Annotated in this window: 15 protein-coding genes; 11 read left to right on the top strand and 4 right to left on the bottom strand. The window is 69.9% G+C overall.

What is annotated here, in order from left to right; all coding sequences use genetic code 11:
* Positions 1-30: 30 nt before the first annotated feature.
* Entirely contained in the window at positions 31-777 is a 747-nt protein-coding gene (locus R5H32_RS12725) for a phosphodiester glycosidase family protein (RefSeq protein ID WP_318339060.1), read from the bottom strand.
* Complete coding sequence (gene rbfA / locus R5H32_RS12720; RefSeq protein ID WP_318339059.1) at positions 755-1,186, bottom strand: 30S ribosome-binding factor RbfA; 432 nt, start codon at positions 1,184-1,186, stop codon at positions 755-757. Before rbfA ends, R5H32_RS12725 begins: the two co-directional genes overlap by 23 nt.
* Positions 1,187-1,283: 97 nt before the next feature.
* On the opposite strand from rbfA, the gene dapB reads away from it, so the two are divergent.
* Positions 1,284-2,102: a 4-hydroxy-tetrahydrodipicolinate reductase gene (gene dapB, locus R5H32_RS12715; RefSeq protein ID WP_318339058.1), complete on the top strand. Its 819-nt coding sequence runs from the start codon at positions 1,284-1,286 to the stop codon at positions 2,100-2,102.
* Positions 2,103-2,114: 12 nt separating this feature from the next.
* Here the strand turns inward: dapB and R5H32_RS12710 are convergent, their stop codons facing one another.
* Entirely contained in the window at positions 2,115-2,294 is a 180-nt protein-coding gene (locus tag R5H32_RS12710; RefSeq protein ID WP_318339057.1) for a DUF1674 domain-containing protein, read from the bottom strand.
* Positions 2,295-2,363: 69 nt separating this feature from the next.
* On the opposite strand from R5H32_RS12710, the gene R5H32_RS12705 reads away from it, so the two are divergent.
* The 9 genes from R5H32_RS12705 (at position 2,364) to R5H32_RS12665 (ending at position 14,032) form a co-directional block, all read left to right on the top strand.
* Entirely contained in the window at positions 2,364-3,644 is a 1,281-nt protein-coding gene (locus tag R5H32_RS12705) for an RsmB/NOP family class I SAM-dependent RNA methyltransferase (protein WP_318339056.1), read from the top strand.
* Between the two features lie 110 nt (positions 3,645-3,754).
* Entirely contained in the window at positions 3,755-5,500 is a 1,746-nt protein-coding gene (locus tag R5H32_RS12700) for a heparinase II/III family protein (RefSeq protein WP_318339055.1), read from the top strand.
* A gap of 15 nt (positions 5,501-5,515) precedes the next feature.
* Complete coding sequence (gene purH / locus R5H32_RS12695; protein ID WP_318339054.1) at positions 5,516-7,117, top strand: bifunctional phosphoribosylaminoimidazolecarboxamide formyltransferase/IMP cyclohydrolase; 1,602 nt, start codon at positions 5,516-5,518, stop codon at positions 7,115-7,117.
* 6 nt (positions 7,118-7,123) lie between these two features.
* A complete protein-coding gene (gene lspA / locus R5H32_RS12690) occupies positions 7,124-7,594 on the top strand; it encodes a signal peptidase II (RefSeq protein WP_318339053.1) in 471 nt (156 codons plus the stop codon).
* A 52-nt stretch (positions 7,595-7,646) separates the two neighbouring features.
* Positions 7,647-8,243 carry a DUF3035 domain-containing protein gene (locus tag R5H32_RS12685; RefSeq protein WP_318339052.1) on the top strand — a complete coding sequence of 199 codons (597 nt, stop codon included), beginning with the start codon at positions 7,647-7,649 and terminating at the stop codon, positions 8,241-8,243.
* 49 nt (positions 8,244-8,292) lie between these two features.
* On the top strand, positions 8,293-9,633 hold the full coding sequence (locus R5H32_RS12680) for a pitrilysin family protein (protein ID WP_318339051.1): 1,341 nt from the start codon (positions 8,293-8,295) through the stop codon (positions 9,631-9,633).
* Positions 9,630-10,940: a pitrilysin family protein gene (locus R5H32_RS12675; protein WP_318339050.1), complete on the top strand. Its 1,311-nt coding sequence runs from the start codon at positions 9,630-9,632 to the stop codon at positions 10,938-10,940. Before R5H32_RS12680 ends, R5H32_RS12675 begins: the two co-directional genes overlap by 4 nt.
* A gap of 69 nt (positions 10,941-11,009) precedes the next feature.
* On the top strand, positions 11,010-12,857 hold the full coding sequence (mutL, locus tag R5H32_RS12670) for a DNA mismatch repair endonuclease MutL (protein WP_318339049.1): 1,848 nt from the start codon (positions 11,010-11,012) through the stop codon (positions 12,855-12,857).
* Complete coding sequence (locus R5H32_RS12665) at positions 12,854-14,032, top strand: DNA recombination protein RmuC (protein ID WP_318339048.1); 1,179 nt, start codon at positions 12,854-12,856, stop codon at positions 14,030-14,032. The genes mutL and R5H32_RS12665 overlap by 4 nt, the downstream gene beginning before the upstream one ends.
* A 15-nt stretch (positions 14,033-14,047) precedes the next feature.
* Here the strand turns inward: R5H32_RS12665 and R5H32_RS12660 are convergent, their stop codons facing one another.
* A complete protein-coding gene (locus R5H32_RS12660; RefSeq protein WP_318339047.1) occupies positions 14,048-14,647 on the bottom strand; it encodes a hypothetical protein in 600 nt (199 codons plus the stop codon).
* A 183-nt stretch (positions 14,648-14,830) separates the two neighbouring features.
* Between R5H32_RS12660 and R5H32_RS12655 the strand changes: the two genes are divergently transcribed.
* Positions 14,831-15,223, top strand: coding sequence for a DUF3775 domain-containing protein (locus R5H32_RS12655; RefSeq protein WP_318339046.1), 393 nt, complete (start codon positions 14,831-14,833; stop codon positions 15,221-15,223).

The following is a 15,223-nucleotide window of genomic DNA, read 5'->3' as shown; positions in this document are numbered from 1 at the left end:
GCCGCCTGCTACCGAATGCGGGCGCCCCCGTCAACGCCCGGGCGCCGCGAGCCCAACGATCGGCCCCATCGGAAAGCCGATATCGTCGCGCCCGATCTCCGGCGCGTAAAGCCTGGAGACCTTGCCATCGAAATAGAGCGCATCCGGCGCCTTCAGCGCGTCGCGGAAAAAGCGGGCGAATTCGTCGAAATTGACCCGTCCGCCGGAGATCACGAAATACGCGGTCTTGCCGTCCGCACTGACCCCCACGCCGTTGCGGATGTAGCGCGAATCCGAATCCTTCAGGAACCGCGGATGCAGCGCGCCACCGATCAAAAGCATCGGCCCCGACTGGGTCGCGTCGCGGCATGCTGGCGGCGCCGCGGCAAAGGCCAGCGTCTCGACCACGGCGAAGCGGTCCTCGCCGATGCAGAAGACCCCGTTCGGCTGAAGCCCGAAGTTCCCCGGCCCGGCCGAGGTCACCAGCGGCGCGACCTCCTGCCCGGCCTCGATGAAAAGCCCGACCGGGCGGCGGTCGGGATGGTACATGCCGCCATTCATGGCGAAGACGAGCCGGTGCCCCTCGGCCTCGACCGTCGCCTGCAACCGGTCGAAGGTGGCCATCGGCTTTCCGTCCGCGCCGGTCAGAAAGAGCCTCAGGTCGGCGCCGGCCGCGACCTCGCAGACGGCGTAGGACCGCGCCTCGTGCTCGACGGTGCGGCAGGTTTCGGCCCAGCCGGAAGCGGGCCAGAGTAGCGCGGCCGCGAGGAAGACCCTAGCCCAGATCGTCGTCGCCATTCTCGTCGTCATCCCGCCGCGCGATGTCGCGCTGTACCCGCTCATCGGCCAGAAGCCGCCGTGTCGCGTCCATCCGGTCGAAGGTCTCGTCGAGACGGAACCTGAGCTCGGGCGCGAATTTCAGCGTCAGGGCCTGCGCCACATGATGGCGCAGCTCGCCCTGCGACCGGGCGAGCGCCTTTAGCGCCGCCTCCGCGTCCTTGCCGCCGAGGGGCAGCACATAGCAGGTCGCGACCCGAAGATCGGCCGAGACCTTCACCTCGCCGACAGTGATCGACATGCCGCGCAGCGCGTCGTTGTGGACCTCGCCCCGCGCGAGCACCTCCGACAGCGTGCGGCGGATCAGCTCGCCGACGCGGAGCTGGCGGTTCGAGGGGCCCGAGGCCTTGGAAAAGCGGTTCTGTGCCATGGCCCCGATGTAGGCCAAGCGCGCGCGCCCCGCAACGGGGCTTTGCCAAGGCCGCCGCCGCGAGCTAAAGGAAACCGGTGAACCAGCGGAGGCCGCGATGAGCGATACGAACGACACACCCGGCATCGTCGTAACCGGCACCTCCGGCCGCATGGGCCAGATGCTGGTGCGGCTGATCCTCGGCTCCGACCGGGCGCATCTCGCGGGCGCGGTCGAACGTCCGGGCCACGCCTGGATCGGCCGCGATCTCGGCGAGGCGATGGGCGGCGCGGCGATCGGCGTCACGGTGACCGACGATGCGCTCGCGGCCTTCGCCAAAGCGCAGGCGGTGATCGACTTCACCGCACCGGCGGCGACGGTGGAATTCGCCGCGCTCGCGGCACAGGCCCGCGCGGTGCATGTGATCGGCACGACCGGACTCGAGTCGGAGCATCTGGCGAAGATCAGGGCCGCCGCCCGCCATGCGGTGATCGTGCGCGCGGGCAACATGAGCCTCGGGGTGAACCTCCTGACCCGGATCACGAAGAAGGTGGCACAGGCGCTCGACGCCGACTGGGACATCGAGATCGTCGAGGCCCATCACCGCATGAAGGTCGACGCACCCTCGGGCACGGCGCTGATGCTGGGCGAGGCCGCCGCGGAAGGCCGCGGCATCGCGCTGGCCGACCACCGCGACAGCGGCCGCGACGGCATCACCGGCGCCCGCAAGCGCGGTGACATCGGCTTCGCGGCGATCCGCGGCGGCGACGTGGTGGGCGAGCATGATGTGATCTTCGCGGCCGACGGAGAACGCATCGTGCTGCGCCACATCGCCACCGACCGCGCGATCTTCGCCCGCGGCGCGCTCAAGGCCGCGCTCTGGGGCCAGGACCGCAAGCCCGGCGAATACGACATGATCGACGTGCTCGGGCTCTGAGCCCGGCCGCGGTCAGAAATCGACCGCGAGGCCCTTCTTCTCCCAGTCGCCATAGCGCACCGGCTCCGGCCCGTCGCGGCCGCCGAGTTCCGGCGGCAACTCGGGCGCCAGCGCCCGGCGCCGGCGCGCCTCGGCCTCGGCCAGCGCGCGTTTCGCGGCCTCGGGCAGGTTGTCTCGGACATTCTCGCTCATCGGCGGTTCCTTGTCTCGCTCCGGCCCATGATATACGGCGCCCCCAGCGAGACGACAACCGGAGGCGACATGGCTGAGGAAACGGCACGGGGTGGGGCGGCGCGACTCGTCCTCGGCGTGACCGAGGAACGGCAGTCGCTCGGCGACCAGATCCAGTCCGGCGCGCTCTCGCGCCTCGCGCCCCCAGACCGGGCACGGGCGCAACGCCTCGCGCTCGTCACGTTGAGGAACCTGAACCGCGCCGATTCGGTGCTTAAGCCCTTTCTGCGAAAACCCCCGCCGCCCGCGATCCGCGCCACCTTGCGCGTCGCTGTGACCGAGATCCTCGCCGAGGGTGCCGCCGCCCACGGCGTTGTGAGCGAGGCGGTGGATCTCGCCCGCCGCTCGGGCCGCAAGACCGAAGGCTTCGCGGCGATGGTCAACGCGGTCCTGCGTCGCGCCGCCGAAACCCCGGCCGAAGCCTGGGCCAAGCAGCCGCCCGCGCCCCTGCCCGGCTGGCTCCGAGGGCGCCTGATGTCGGCCTACGGCAAGGCCGCGACGCTGGCCATGGAGGCCGCGCACGCCGCTGGCGCGCCGCTCGACCTCACGCCGAAGGACGGCGACGCCGCAGCGCTCGCCGCCCGGCTTGGGGGCGAGGCGCTGCCGACCGGCTCGGTGCGGCTGACCGGCCCGGTTCAGGTGTCCGATCTGCCCGGTTACGCCGAGGGCGACTGGTGGGTGCAGGACGCCGCCGCCGCGCTCGCCGCGAGGGCGCTCGCGCCCCGGCCGGGCGAGCGGGTGCTCGACCTCTGCGCCGCGCCCGGCGGCAAGACGCTGCAACTCGCCGCCGCTGGCGCCCGCGTCACGGCGCTCGACCTTTCCGGCCCCCGCATGGCGCGGCTCGAGGAGAACCTCGCCCGCTGCCAACTCGCCGCCGAGACCGTGGTCGCCGACGCGCTCACCTGGGAGGGCGCGGCGGATTTCGACGCGGTGCTCCTCGACGCGCCCTGCTCGGCCACCGGCACGATCCGCCGCCACCCCGACCTGCCGCACCTCCGCGACGCCTCGGGGCTAAAGGAGATCGCCGCCCTTCAGGCGGCGCTCCTCGACCGGGCGCTGACGCTCCTCCGCCCCGCCGGCAGGGTGATCTTCGCGACCTGCTCGCTCCTGCCCGAGGAGGGCGAGCGGCAGGTTTCCGCCGCCATCGAGCGCCATTCCGGGCTCGTGGCCGACCGCGACGCGCTCGCGCTGCCGGGGGTCGAACCCCAATGGATCGACGCCGAGGGCGGGCTGCGGCTCCGCCCGGACCACTGGCCGGAGCGAGGCGGCATGGACGGCTTCTTCATCGCCTGCCTGCGACGCGGGGTCTGACCCGGCTTTAGCCGGGTGACACGGGCCGGGGCTGCCGGTAATCTCGGCCAGCGCAGATTCCCGGGAGCCAACCCGGGACAAGGCGCGGCAGGATCGAAGGACGTCGAGGCGTGGCAGGACGAAAAAACCCAGGCAGGGCCGGGGTCGGGGCGGCAAACCGGCTCCATGCGCGGCTCGCGGCACTCGCGCGGCCGGCGGGCGGATTCGTAAGCCAGCCCGAACCGAAGACGATCGGCTCCTTCGCCCGCGGCCGCCAGCTTACCGGTGGCAACTTCCTCTTCGCAGGCTTCCTGATCGAATCGAAGGCCGCCTCGATCTGGGATCTTCCAGTGCCGGATCCACGCTTCGAGGAGGAGATCCACGGCTGCGCCTGGCTCGACGACCTCGCCGCGGTGGCCGACCTTCCGGCGCGCGATCGGGCGCAGAAATGGGTGTTCGACTGGATCCGGCGCTATGGCCGCGGCGGCGGGCCGGGCTGGACCCCTGACTGCACCGGGCGGCGGCTGATCCGCTGGATCAACCATGCGATCCTGCTCCTGAACAACCAGGACCGCGCCGCCTCGGATGCCTATTTCCGCTGTCTTGGCCGCCAGACGATCTTTATCTCCCGCCGCTGGCGCGCGGCCCGGCCCGGCCTGCCGCGGTTCGAGGCGCTGACCGGGCTCATCTACGCGGGCCTCGCGTTGACTGGCATGGAGCGCCACGTCGCCCGCGCCGCCGCCGCGCTCGGGCGCGAATGCGACCGCGAGATCGACACCGAGGGCGGGATCCCGACCCGCAACCCCGAGGAACTGCTCGAGGTCTTCACGCTCCTCACCTGGGCCAGTGCCGCGCTGACCGATGCCGGCCGCACCCCGCCGGCCGCCCATCTCGCCGCGATCGAGCGGATCGCGCCGACGCTCAGGGCGCTCCGCCATGCCGATGGCGGGCTTGCGCGGTTCCATGGCGGCGGACGCGGGCCCGAGGGCCGGCTCGACCAGGCGCTGGCGACGGCGGGCGGCCGCGCGGTGACCGCGCATGGCCTCGCGATGGGCTACGCGCGGATGAGCGCGGGCCGCACCACGATCATCGTCGATGCAGCACCTCCGCCCACGGGCCGGGAGTCGACGAACGCCCATGCCTCGACGCTGGCGATGGAACTGACCTCGGGCCGCCGCCCGGTCATCGTCAATTGCGGCTCGGGCGCGAGCTTCGGCCCGGAATGGCGCCGCGCCGGCCGCGCCACGCCCTCGCATTCCACGCTCTGCGTGAAGGGCTATTCCTCGTCACGCTTCACGGCCAAGGGGCTCCTGCCCGAGTCCGGCACCGGCCAGTTCACCGACGTGCCCGACATGGTCTGGGCCCAGCCCGAGGACGACAGCGACGGCCACCGGCTGATCGCCGGGCACAACGGCTACGTGCCGACCCACGGGCTCAGCCACATCCGCCAGCTCATGCTCTCGCTCGACGGCCGCACGCTCACCAGCGAGGACACGCTCGGCGCGATGACGGTGGCCGACCGGCGCCGCTTCGACAAGGTGATGGAGCGGGCGAAGTACCAGGGCGTTCCGTTCCAGCTCCGCTTTCACCTGCACCCGGATGTCGATGCGGCACTCGACCTCGGCGGCACCGCCGTGTCGATGGCGCTGAAGTCGGGCGAGATCTGGATCTTCCGCCATGACGGCGTGGGCGAACTGACGCTCGAACCCTCGGTCTATCTCGAATCCGGGCGACTGAAGCCGCGCGCGACCAGGCAGATCGTGCTTTCCGCCCATGTGATGGATTATGCCTGCCAGTTGGGCTGGACCTTGGCGAAGGCACAGGATACCCCAACGGCGATCCGCGACACGATGCGCGACGAAGACGTCACCGCCTAGCAGAGGATGCCCCGCTTGACCGCCCAGACCGCCGACCTGGCCCCGCTTGCCCGCGCCCTGATCTCCGTCTCCGACAAGACCGGGCTTCTCGACTTCGCGAAGGGACTGGCCGAACGGGGGGTGGAGCTTCTCTCGACCGGCGGCACCGCGTCGATCTTGCGCGAGGCGGGGCTCAAGGTCCGCGACGTCGCCGAGGTGACGGGCTTCCCCGAGATGATGGATGGCCGCGTCAAGACGCTGCATCCGAAAGTGCATGGCGGGCTTCTGGCGCTCAGGGACAATGCCGAGCATGTCGCGGCAATTGAGACCCACGGGATCGAGCCGATCGACCTCCTCGTCGTCAACCTCTACCCGTTCGAGGCCACCGTGGCGAAGGGCGCCGACTACGACACCTGCATCGAGAACATCGACATCGGCGGCCCGGCGATGATCCGTGCGGCCGCGAAGAACCACGCCCATGTCGCGGTCGTCGTCGACCCCGAGGACTATGCCAAGGTCCTTGGCGACATGGACCAGCACGAGGGCCGGACCTGCCCGAAGTTCCGCCGCAAGCTCGCCCAGCGCGCCTATGCGCGCACGGCGGCCTATGACGCCGCGGTCTCGACCTGGCTCGCCGCTGCCATCGGCGATGCGGCGCCGCGCCGCCGCGCCTTCGCAGGGACGCTGGCCCAGACGCTGCGCTACGGCGAGAACCCGCACCAGTCGGCGGCCTTCTACACCGACGGCTCGACCCGCGAGGGAGTCGCCACCGCCGCCCAGCATCAGGGCAAGTCCTTGTCCTACAACAACATCAACGATACCGACGCGGCGTTCGAACTGGTCGCCGAGTTCGATCCGGCCGAAGCCCCGGCCTGCGCGATCATCAAGCACGCCAACCCCTGCGGCGTGGCGCGCGGCGCGACACTTGTGGAGGCTTACAAGGCCGCCTATGACTGCGACCGCACCTCGGCCTTTGGCGGCATCGTGGCGCTGAACCGGCCGCTCGATGCGGCGACGGCCGAGGAGATCTGCCAGATCTTCACCGAGGTGGTGATCGCGCCGGGCGCCGACGACGCGGCCAAGGCGGTCTTTGCCGCCAAGAAGAACCTGCGGCTTCTGACGACCGAGGGCCTGCCCGACCCGAAATCGCCCGGCCTCGCCTTCCGCCAGGTCGCCGGCGGCTTCCTCGTCCAGGATCGCGACAACGGCGTGATCAACGCGGCCGACCTCAAGGTCGTGACCAGGCGCGCGCCGACCGAGGCGGAACTGAAGGACCTCCTTTTCGCCTGGAAGGTCGCCAAGCACGTCAAGTCGAACGCGATCGTCTACGTCAAGGCGGGCGCCACCGTCGGCATCGGCGCGGGCCAGATGAGCCGGGTCGATTCGACCCGGATCGCCGCGCGCAAATCCGCCGACATGGCCGAGGCGCTTGGCCTCGCGGAGCCGACCGTCAAGGGTTCGGTCGTGGCGTCGGACGCGTTCTTCCCCTTCCCCGACGGGCTTCTGACCGCGGCCGAGGCGGGCGCCACGGCGGTGATCCAGCCCGGCGGCTCGATGCGCGACGACGAGGTGATCGCGGCCGCCGACGCGGCGGGGCTCGCCATGGTCTTCACCGGCCAGCGGCATTTCCGGCACTGAGGCAACATGCGGCAGGTGATCCAGGCGGCGGCGGCGACCTTTGCGCTCGACCAGGTGTCGAAGGTGCTCGTCGTCCATGTCCTCGACCTCTATTCGCGACAGGAGATCGCGGTCCTCGCGCCGTGGCTCAACTTCCGCATGGCCTGGAACCGGGGCATCAACTTCGGCCTCCTCTCCAGCTCCGAGGACCTTGGCCGCTGGGCGCTGATCGCGCTCGCGCTGGCGATCGCCGGCTGGGTCTGGCTCTGGGTCCGGCGCGAGCGCCACAGCCGAATCGTCCAGCTTTCGGCGGGCCTGCTGATCGGCGGCGCGATGGGCAACGTGATCGACCGGCTGATCTACGGCGCGGTCGCGGATTTTCTCAACATGTCGGTCCCGGGGTTCGACAATCCCTATTCGTTCAACGTCGCCGACATCGCGATCTTTGCCGGCGCCTTCGGGCTGGTCCTCTTCACCGGGCGGGAGAAGACCCCGTGACGGGCGAAGGGACATGCGTTAAACCGGGCCCGGAACGGTGAAGGAGAAACCGATGGCGGCGAGACGTGGCATCTGCGGGATCGCATTGGCGAGCGTGGTCCTCGCGCTGTCGGCCTGCGGCGGCAATGAAGATCCGAAGCTCCTGAACATCCGCTCGCAAAGCCGCAGCCCGGACGAGTTCACCGTCCTGCCGTCGAAGCCGCTGCAGATGCCCGAGAACCTCGCGAGCCTGCCCGAACCGACGCCGGGCGGCAGCAACATCACCGATCCGACGCCGGAAGCCGACGCCGTGGCCGCCCTCGGCGGCAATCCGGCGGCGCTTGCGACCGGCGGCTCGGTGCCGGCATCGAACGGGGCGCTGGTCTCCTATGCCGGACGCTATGGCACGGCGTCCGACATCCGCCGGGTTCTGGCCGCGGAGGATCTCGACTACCGCCGCCGCAACGATGGCCTGTTCCTGGAACGCGCCTTCAACGTCAACGTCTACTTCCGAGCCTACAAGCCGATGTCGCTCGACCAGCATGCCGAACTCGCGCGCTGGCGCGCCGCCGGGGCACGCACAGAGACCGCGCCGCCGACGGCGGCGACCTCGGGCAGCACCACGACCTACCAGTACCAGGACTCCCAGCCGCTCGGCCGGCACCCTTGACGTCGTCCCCCGCGCGCTTACCTCTCTGCAGGTAACGAGGGAGATCACGATGTTCCGCATCCTGCGCTGGACGATCCTTGCCGCGACGGTCGGCGCACCGGCGCTGGCCGAAGAGGTCACCACCTTCACGCTGCCGAACGGGCTCGAAGCCGTCGTGATCGAGGATTACCGCGCCCCGGTCGTGGTGCAGATGGTCTGGTACCGCGCCGGCGCCGCCGATGAAGAGCCCGGCGTATCGGGAATCGCGCATTATCTCGAACACCTGATGTTCAAGGGCACCGACACGCTCGCGCCGGGCGAGTTCTCGAAGATCGTCGAGGCCAATGGCGGCGCCGACAACGCCTTCACCTCCTGGGATTTCACCGGCTACTACCAGCGCGTCGCCGCCGACCGGCTCGAACTGATGATGCAGATGGAAGCCGACCGGATGCGCCACCTGAAGCTCACCGAGGACGACTGGCAGACCGAGCGCGAGGTGGTGATCGAGGAGCGCAACCAGCGCATCGACAGCGACCCCGGCGCGATCTTCGGCGAACAGCGCCGCGCCGCGCTCTATCTCAACCATCCCTATGGCCGCCCGATCATTGGCTGGCGCCACGAGATGGAGAAGCTCACCCGCCAGGACGCGCTCGACTGGTACGGGCGTTATTACGCCCCGAACAATGCGGTTCTCGTCGTTGCCGGCGATGTCGATCCCGATGCGGTGCGCGCGCTGGCCGAACAATACTACGGCCCGCTTGACCCAAGCCCGGATATCGCCACGCGCGCGCGGCCCGAAGAACCGCCGCAGCTTGCCGAGCGCCGGCTCAGCTTCTCCGATCCGCGGGTTTCGCGCCCCTATGTGACGCGCAGCTACCTCGCGCCGGAACGCGATCCGGGCGCGCAGGAGAAGGCGGCGGCGCTCACGGTGCTAGCCGAGATGCTCGGCGGCGACGGCCAGACCTCGATCCTCGCCCGCAAGCTGCAATTCGAGAGCCGCGAGGCGATCTATACCTCTGCCCACTACGACGGCAGTTCCTATGACGACACGAGCTTCGACCTCGCCGTGGTGCCCGCCGACGGCGTGACCCTCGCCGAGGCCGAGGCGGCGCTCGACGCCGTTCTGGCCGAGGTGCAGGAGAACGGCGTCGATCCGGCCCAGTTCGAGCGCGTGAAGGCGCGGCTGCGGGCCGGCCTGATCTACGCCAAGGACGACGTGAGCGGCCTCGCCCGCCGCTACGGCGAGGCTCTCACGACCGGTCTCACCGTCGCAGATGTCGAAGCCTGGCCCGATATCGTCGATGCGGTCAGCGAGGCCGATGTGAAGGCCGCCGCCGCGGAGGTCTTCGACCGCCGCCGTTCGGTCACCGGCTGGATGATGAAGACCGGCGAGGAAGAGGTGATGCAATGATCCGGCTGCTCGCGGCGACCTTCGTCGCCCTCCTCGCCGCCCTGCCCGCCAGCGCGGTCGAGATCAAGGAACTCACCTCGCCCGGCGGCATCAAGGCATGGCTGGTGGAGGAGCATTCGATCCCCTTCACCGCGCTCGAGATCCGCTTCCGCGGCGGGTCGAGCCTCGATCTGCCGGAAAAGCGCGGCGCGACGCTGCTGATGATGGCGACCCTCGAGGAGGGCGCGGGCGATCTCGACTCTCAGGGCTTCGCCGAGGCACGCGAGGCGCTGGCGGCCGGTTTCGAGTTCGACGCGAACGACGACAGCGTCTCGGTGTCGGTGCGGATGCTGAGCGAGAACCGCGACGCGGCGGTTTCGCTGCTGAAGACGGCGCTGACCGCGCCGCGCTTCGATCAGGACGCCGTCGACCGGGTACGGGCGCAGGTCGCGTCGATCATCCAGTCCGAGGAGAAGGATCCCAGCGCCATCGCCTGGCGGGAATTCGACCGGCAGGCTTTCGGCACGCATCCCTACGCGTCCTCGCGCAACGGCACGCTTAAGTCGGTGGCGGCGCTCACCCGCGACGACCTCCTCGCCGCCAAGGCCAATGTCATGGCGCGCGACCGGCTCTACGTCTCGGCGGTGGGCGACATCACCGAGGCCGAGCTTGGCGTGCTTCTCGACGATCTGCTCGGGGACCTGCCGGAGACCGGCGCGCCGATGCCGCCGAAAGCGGAGCTGGGGCTCACCGGCGGGGTAACGGTGATCGACTTCGCCTCGCCGCAATCGGTCGTGGCCTTCGGCCATGAGGGGATCGAGCGCCATGATCCTGATTTCTTCGCGGCCTATGTGCTGAACCAGGTCATCGGCGGCCACGGCTTCGGGGCGCGGCTGATGGAGGAGGTGCGCGAGAAGCGCGGGCTGACCTACGGGATCTCGACCGACCTCGTACCGATGGACCTGGCCTGGACCTGGAAAGGCGGCTTCGCCTCGGCCAACGAGAAGGTCGCCGAGGCGATCGGCGTGGTGCGCGACGAATGGGCCCAGATTGCCGCCGAGGGCGTGAGCGACGAGGAGCTCGAGGCCGCGAAGACCTACCTTACCGGAGCCTATCCCCTGCGTTTCGACGGCAACGGGCGTATCGCGGGCATCCTTGTCGGCATGCAGATGGAGGATTTGCCGACGACCTATCTGCGCGACCGCAACTCCTATGTCGAGGCGGTGACGTCTGACGATGTCAAGCGGGTCGCCAAGCGTCTGATGAAGCCCGATGCTCTGCGCTTCGTCGTGGTCGGTCAGCCGGTCGGGCTGGAGCCGTCGAACTAGCGCCGCGCGCGCCTTCACCCCCATGAGCCAACTGGCCGAATCGGCGCGGGCCATGCTAGTTCTTGTAGCATGACCGCCATGAACCCCAAAATCCTGCCCGGACGCCCGGTAATCCGCCAGCTTGACGAGGCGGCGATCAACCGCATCGCAGCCGGCGAGGTGGTCGAGCGCCCAGCCTCGGCGGTCAAGGAGCTGGTCGAGAACGCGCTCGACGCCGGGGCGCGGCGGATCGACATCGCCTATGCCGACGGCGGCAAGACCCTGATCCGCGTCAGCGACGACGGCTGCGGCATGACCGCCGACGACCTGCCGCTGGCGCTTTCCCGCCACGCCACCTCGAAGATCGACGGCTCCGACCTTCTGAACATCCGCAGCTTCGGCTTCCGCGGCGAGGCGCTGCCCTCGCTCGGCGCGGTGGGGCGGCTCAAGATCACCTCGCGCGCCGAAGACGCGGAGGCGGCAGGCATCGCCGTCGCGGGCGGCCGCATTGCGCCGGTCCGGCCCGCCGCGCTGACCCGCGGCACGGTGGTGGAGCTGCGCGACCTCTTCTATGCCACTCCGGCGCGGCTGAAGTTCCTGCGCTCCGACCGGGCCGAGGCGCAGGCGATCAAGGATGTCGTCCAGCGCCTCGCGATGGCCGAGCCGCATGTCGGCTTCACCCTGCGCGACGTGACCGGCGGCGGCGAGGGCAAGCCGATCCTGCGCGCCGACGCCGAGCAGGGCGAGCTTTTCGACGCGCTCGGCCAGCGGCTCCGCACCCTCATCGGCGCCGAGTTCGCCGACAACGCGCTTGCCATCGACGCCGAGCGCGAAGGCATCCGGCTCACGGGCTTCGCCGCACTGCCGACCTATTCGCGCGGCGCCGCGATCGAGCAGTTCCTCTTCGTCAACGGCCGCCCGGTGCGCGACAAGCTCCTGATCGGCGCGCTTCGGGCCGCCTACATGGACGTGCTCTCGCGCGACCGCCATCCGGCGGCGGTCCTGAACCTCACCTGCGATCCCGAGCGGGTCGACGTCAACGCCCATCCGGCGAAGGCCGAGGTCCGCTTCCGCGAGCCGGGCGTGGCGCGCGGGCTGATCGTGTCGGGCCTGCGCCACGCACTGGCCGAAGCCGGGCACCGCGCCTCCTCGACCGTCGCCGGCGCCACGCTCGGCGCGATGCGGCCCGAACCGTCCGCCGGCGGCGTCCCTCGCATCTACCAGATGGACCGCCCCTCGCAGACCGCGCTGCGCATGGCCCACGCGGCGCAGGCGCCTCTCGCCCCGGAGCTCGCCGAGGCCACGGCCCGGTTCGAGCGTCCAACCGCGCCGCTGCCGGTGGAAGAATCCGCCGAGCAGCACCCGCTCGGCGCCGCCCGCGCGCAGGTGCACGAGAACTACATCATCGCCCAGACCGCGACCGGCCTCGTCATCGTCGACCAGCACGCCGCGCACGAGCGGCTGGTCTACGAGCGCCTGAAACGCCAGCGCGCCGAGAGCGGCGTCGCCGCGCAGGCGCTTCTCATCCCCGAGATCGCCGAGCTCTCGCCGGGTGATGCCCAGCTTCTTCTCGACCACGCCACGACGCTCGCCGGGCTCGGCCTCACGATCGAGCCCTTCGGCGGCGGCGCGGTCGCGGTGCGCGAGACCCCCGCCCTTCTCGGCGAGGTGAACGCCACGGCACTTCTGAAAGACATCCTCGACGAGTTGCACGATGCCGGCGACAGCCAGCGCCTGCAGGGCCGGATCGACGCGGTCCTGAGCCGCATGGCCTGCCACGGCTCGATACGCTCCGGCCGGCGGATGCAGGCCGACGAGATGAACGCGCTCCTGCGGGAAATGGAGCGGACGCCGCTTTCCGGCCAGTGCAACCACGGCCGGCCGACCTATGTCGAGCTGAAGCTGACCGATATCGAAAGGCTTTTCGGGCGCACATGATCACGCTGAACGGACAAATCTATGCGCTTGACGACCCGATGGTCCTTGCCGTCCTCGGCGGCGCAGTGCTGGTCCTCGCGCTGTTCGTCCTCCTCATCGTCACGCTCCGCGCCGCCTCGCGCTCGGCCCGGATGGCGGAGCCGATGTTCTACTCGCTCGACCGGCTCGGCAACCGCGTCGACGCGCTTTCGGCCGGGCAGGAGCGGCTCTCGGGCGGCCTTACCCATGTGTCCGAGGCGCAGGCGGCTTCGCAGACCCGCGTGCTGCAGCTGATGGAGCGGCGGCTGGCCGAGGTCTCGCGCGGCATGACCGAGACGTTGCAGGGCAGCGCCACCCGCACCGCGCGCTCGCTGGGTGAACTGCAACAACGGCTCGAAACCATCGACAAGGCGCAGTCCAATATCGAGAAGCTCTCCGGCGACGTGCTCTCGTTGCAGGACATTCTCTCCAACAAGCAGACCCGCGGCGCCTTCGGGGAGATCCAGCTCAACGACATCGTGCGCAAGGCGCTGCCCGCGGATTCCTTCTCGATGCAGGCGACGCTCTCGAACGGCAAGCGCGCCGACTGCCTGATCCACCTGCCCAATCCGCCGGGCCCGATCGTCATCGACAGCAAGTTCCCGCTCGAGGCCTACGAGGCGCTGCGCCGGGCCGAGAACCAGTCGCAGCTGATCGAGGCGCAGCGGATGCTGCGCATCGCGGTGCGTTCCCACATCAAGGCGATCGGCGAGAAATACATCCTCGACGGCGAGACCGCCGATGGCGCCCTCATGTTCCTGCCCTCCGAGGCGGTCTATGCCGAACTGCACGCGAATTTTCCCGAACTGGTGCGCGAGGGTTTCGCGGCCAAGGTCTGGATCGTCTCGCCGACGACCTGCATGGCGACGCTGAACACGATGCGCGCGGTCCTGAAGGACGCGCGGATGCGCGAACAGGCGGGCGCGATCCGCACCACGCTTCGGCAGCTTCACCGCGATGTCGAACTGGTGGTGGAACGGGTCGACAAGCTCTCGGTGCATTTCAACCAGGCGCGCAACGACCTCGACGGCATCTCGACGGCGGCCGAGCGCGCCGGGAAACGCGCCGCGCGGCTCGACAATTTCGATTTCGAGGAACTGGCGCCCGAGGCCGAGACGCCGCGGGTCGTGCCGCTCGCGAAGACCTCGGCCGACTGAGCGCCGCGGCGGCGGTCAGTGCACCGCGGGGACCGAGGCGGTGAAGCCGCAGTCCGGCTCGCTCAGGAAATGCACGTCCTTCGCGTGCCGCACCTGCCCGAAGCCGCCGATGGGCAGGCGCTCCAGGAGGTAGGTGGTGCGGACCCGGTCGACCCAGAACGACCCGTCGAACACCGCGCAAACGGCAAGGAACTGGACGCCTTGGAAGTCACGGCCGCCGCTGTCGTCCAGAAGCAGCCCGACCTTCGAGCTCCGCGCCGGGATCGTCATCGCCTCGGGCTCGAACTGCTGATCCGCCAGATCGGCCTGATCCCCGGTTCCGTCGCCGTTCTCGTCGAAGATGATCATCGCGCCGGAGCGGTCGTAGAGCCGGAAGGAGATGTCGGCATTCTCCATGACGTGATCGGACTCGTTCAGCAGCGTGACCTCGAGCCCGTCGCCGTTCTCGAGCGAGGTCGGCATGACCGAGGGCGAGAACACCGCGTCGCGGCGCGCGAGGTCGACCGAGACGAAGGTGAAGACGCCCGCGAGGGAAGCCGCGGCGGCGACCAGGCCGCGCAGATGGCGCTGCCAGCGAAGACCGGACCGGCCCTGCAACCCGAATGTGATCTGCATGAGTGTTCTCGAAGAAACCGGATCGGGCGCACAAGGCGCGCGCGGCGCAGCGGTGGCAAGAGCGGATCGCGCAATTGCGTCCATCGGCCGCGCCGGTGTGCCGTACCCGCCACGGGGCGCCATTTTGCCCGATTGCCCAGGGACCCCGGTTTGGCGCAGAATTAACGGTATCAAGGAGGAGCCATGCTTCAGATCGCCCCCGAAAAAGTCGCCCATGTCATCATCCGCGCGCGCGAGCTTGACGCAAAGGTCAGCCCCTGGGATTCCTCCGGCGACGTCCGCGATGCCGACACGATCCTCGAAGCCCGTGCCGGTGACGCCACCGAGGGCGAGCTGCGCGCCTTCATCGGCGCGCTCAACGAGGACGAGCAGACGAGCCTCGTCGCGCTGATGTGGATCGGGCGCGAGACCTTCGGGCCGGATGAGCTCGAAGAGGCGATCGACACCGCCCGGCTCGAGGCGACCTCGCCGACCGCGACCTATCTGCTCGGCGAGCCCTTGCTCGCCGACTATCTCGAGGACGGGCTCGACGCGCTCGGGATCTCGGTCGAGGATGCCGAGGACGGCATCCTCTGA

The organism is Defluviimonas sp. D31 (assembly GCF_033436765.1).
Taxonomy (GTDB): domain Bacteria; phylum Pseudomonadota; class Alphaproteobacteria; order Rhodobacterales; family Rhodobacteraceae; genus Albidovulum.
The sequence above is the reverse complement of the archived record's forward strand: the minus strand, read 5'-3'. Positions and strand labels throughout refer to the sequence as shown.

What these genes read in the sequence shown, in the direction of transcription:
- R5H32_RS12660 (WP_318339047.1), bottom strand. Translation starts at nt 14,647, where the DNA reads ATGCAGATCACATTCGGGTTGCAGGGCCGGTCCGGTCTTCGCTGGCAG.
- R5H32_RS12710 (WP_318339057.1), bottom strand. Translation starts at nt 2,294, where the DNA reads ATGAGCGAGAATGTCCGAGACAACCTGCCCGAGGCCGCGAAACGCGCG.
- R5H32_RS12685 (WP_318339052.1), top strand. Translation starts at nt 7,647, where the DNA reads ATGGCGGCGAGACGTGGCATCTGCGGGATCGCATTGGCGAGCGTGGTC.
- rbfA (WP_318339059.1), bottom strand. Translation starts at nt 1,186, where the DNA reads ATGGCACAGAACCGCTTTTCCAAGGCCTCGGGCCCCTCGAACCGCCAG.
- R5H32_RS12655 (WP_318339046.1), top strand. Translation starts at nt 14,831, where the DNA reads ATGCTTCAGATCGCCCCCGAAAAAGTCGCCCATGTCATCATCCGCGCG.
- R5H32_RS12725 (WP_318339060.1), bottom strand. Translation starts at nt 777, where the DNA reads ATGGCGACGACGATCTGGGCTAGGGTCTTCCTCGCGGCCGCGCTACTC.
- R5H32_RS12675 (WP_318339050.1), top strand. Translation starts at nt 9,630, where the DNA reads ATGATCCGGCTGCTCGCGGCGACCTTCGTCGCCCTCCTCGCCGCCCTG.
- mutL (WP_318339049.1), top strand. Translation starts at nt 11,010, where the DNA reads ATGACCGCCATGAACCCCAAAATCCTGCCCGGACGCCCGGTAATCCGC.
- R5H32_RS12665 (WP_318339048.1), top strand. Translation starts at nt 12,854, where the DNA reads ATGATCACGCTGAACGGACAAATCTATGCGCTTGACGACCCGATGGTC.
- lspA (WP_318339053.1), top strand. Translation starts at nt 7,124, where the DNA reads ATGCGGCAGGTGATCCAGGCGGCGGCGGCGACCTTTGCGCTCGACCAG.
- dapB (WP_318339058.1), top strand. Translation starts at nt 1,284, where the DNA reads ATGAGCGATACGAACGACACACCCGGCATCGTCGTAACCGGCACCTCC.
- R5H32_RS12680 (WP_318339051.1), top strand. Translation starts at nt 8,293, where the DNA reads ATGTTCCGCATCCTGCGCTGGACGATCCTTGCCGCGACGGTCGGCGCA.
- R5H32_RS12705 (WP_318339056.1), top strand. Translation starts at nt 2,364, where the DNA reads ATGGCTGAGGAAACGGCACGGGGTGGGGCGGCGCGACTCGTCCTCGGC.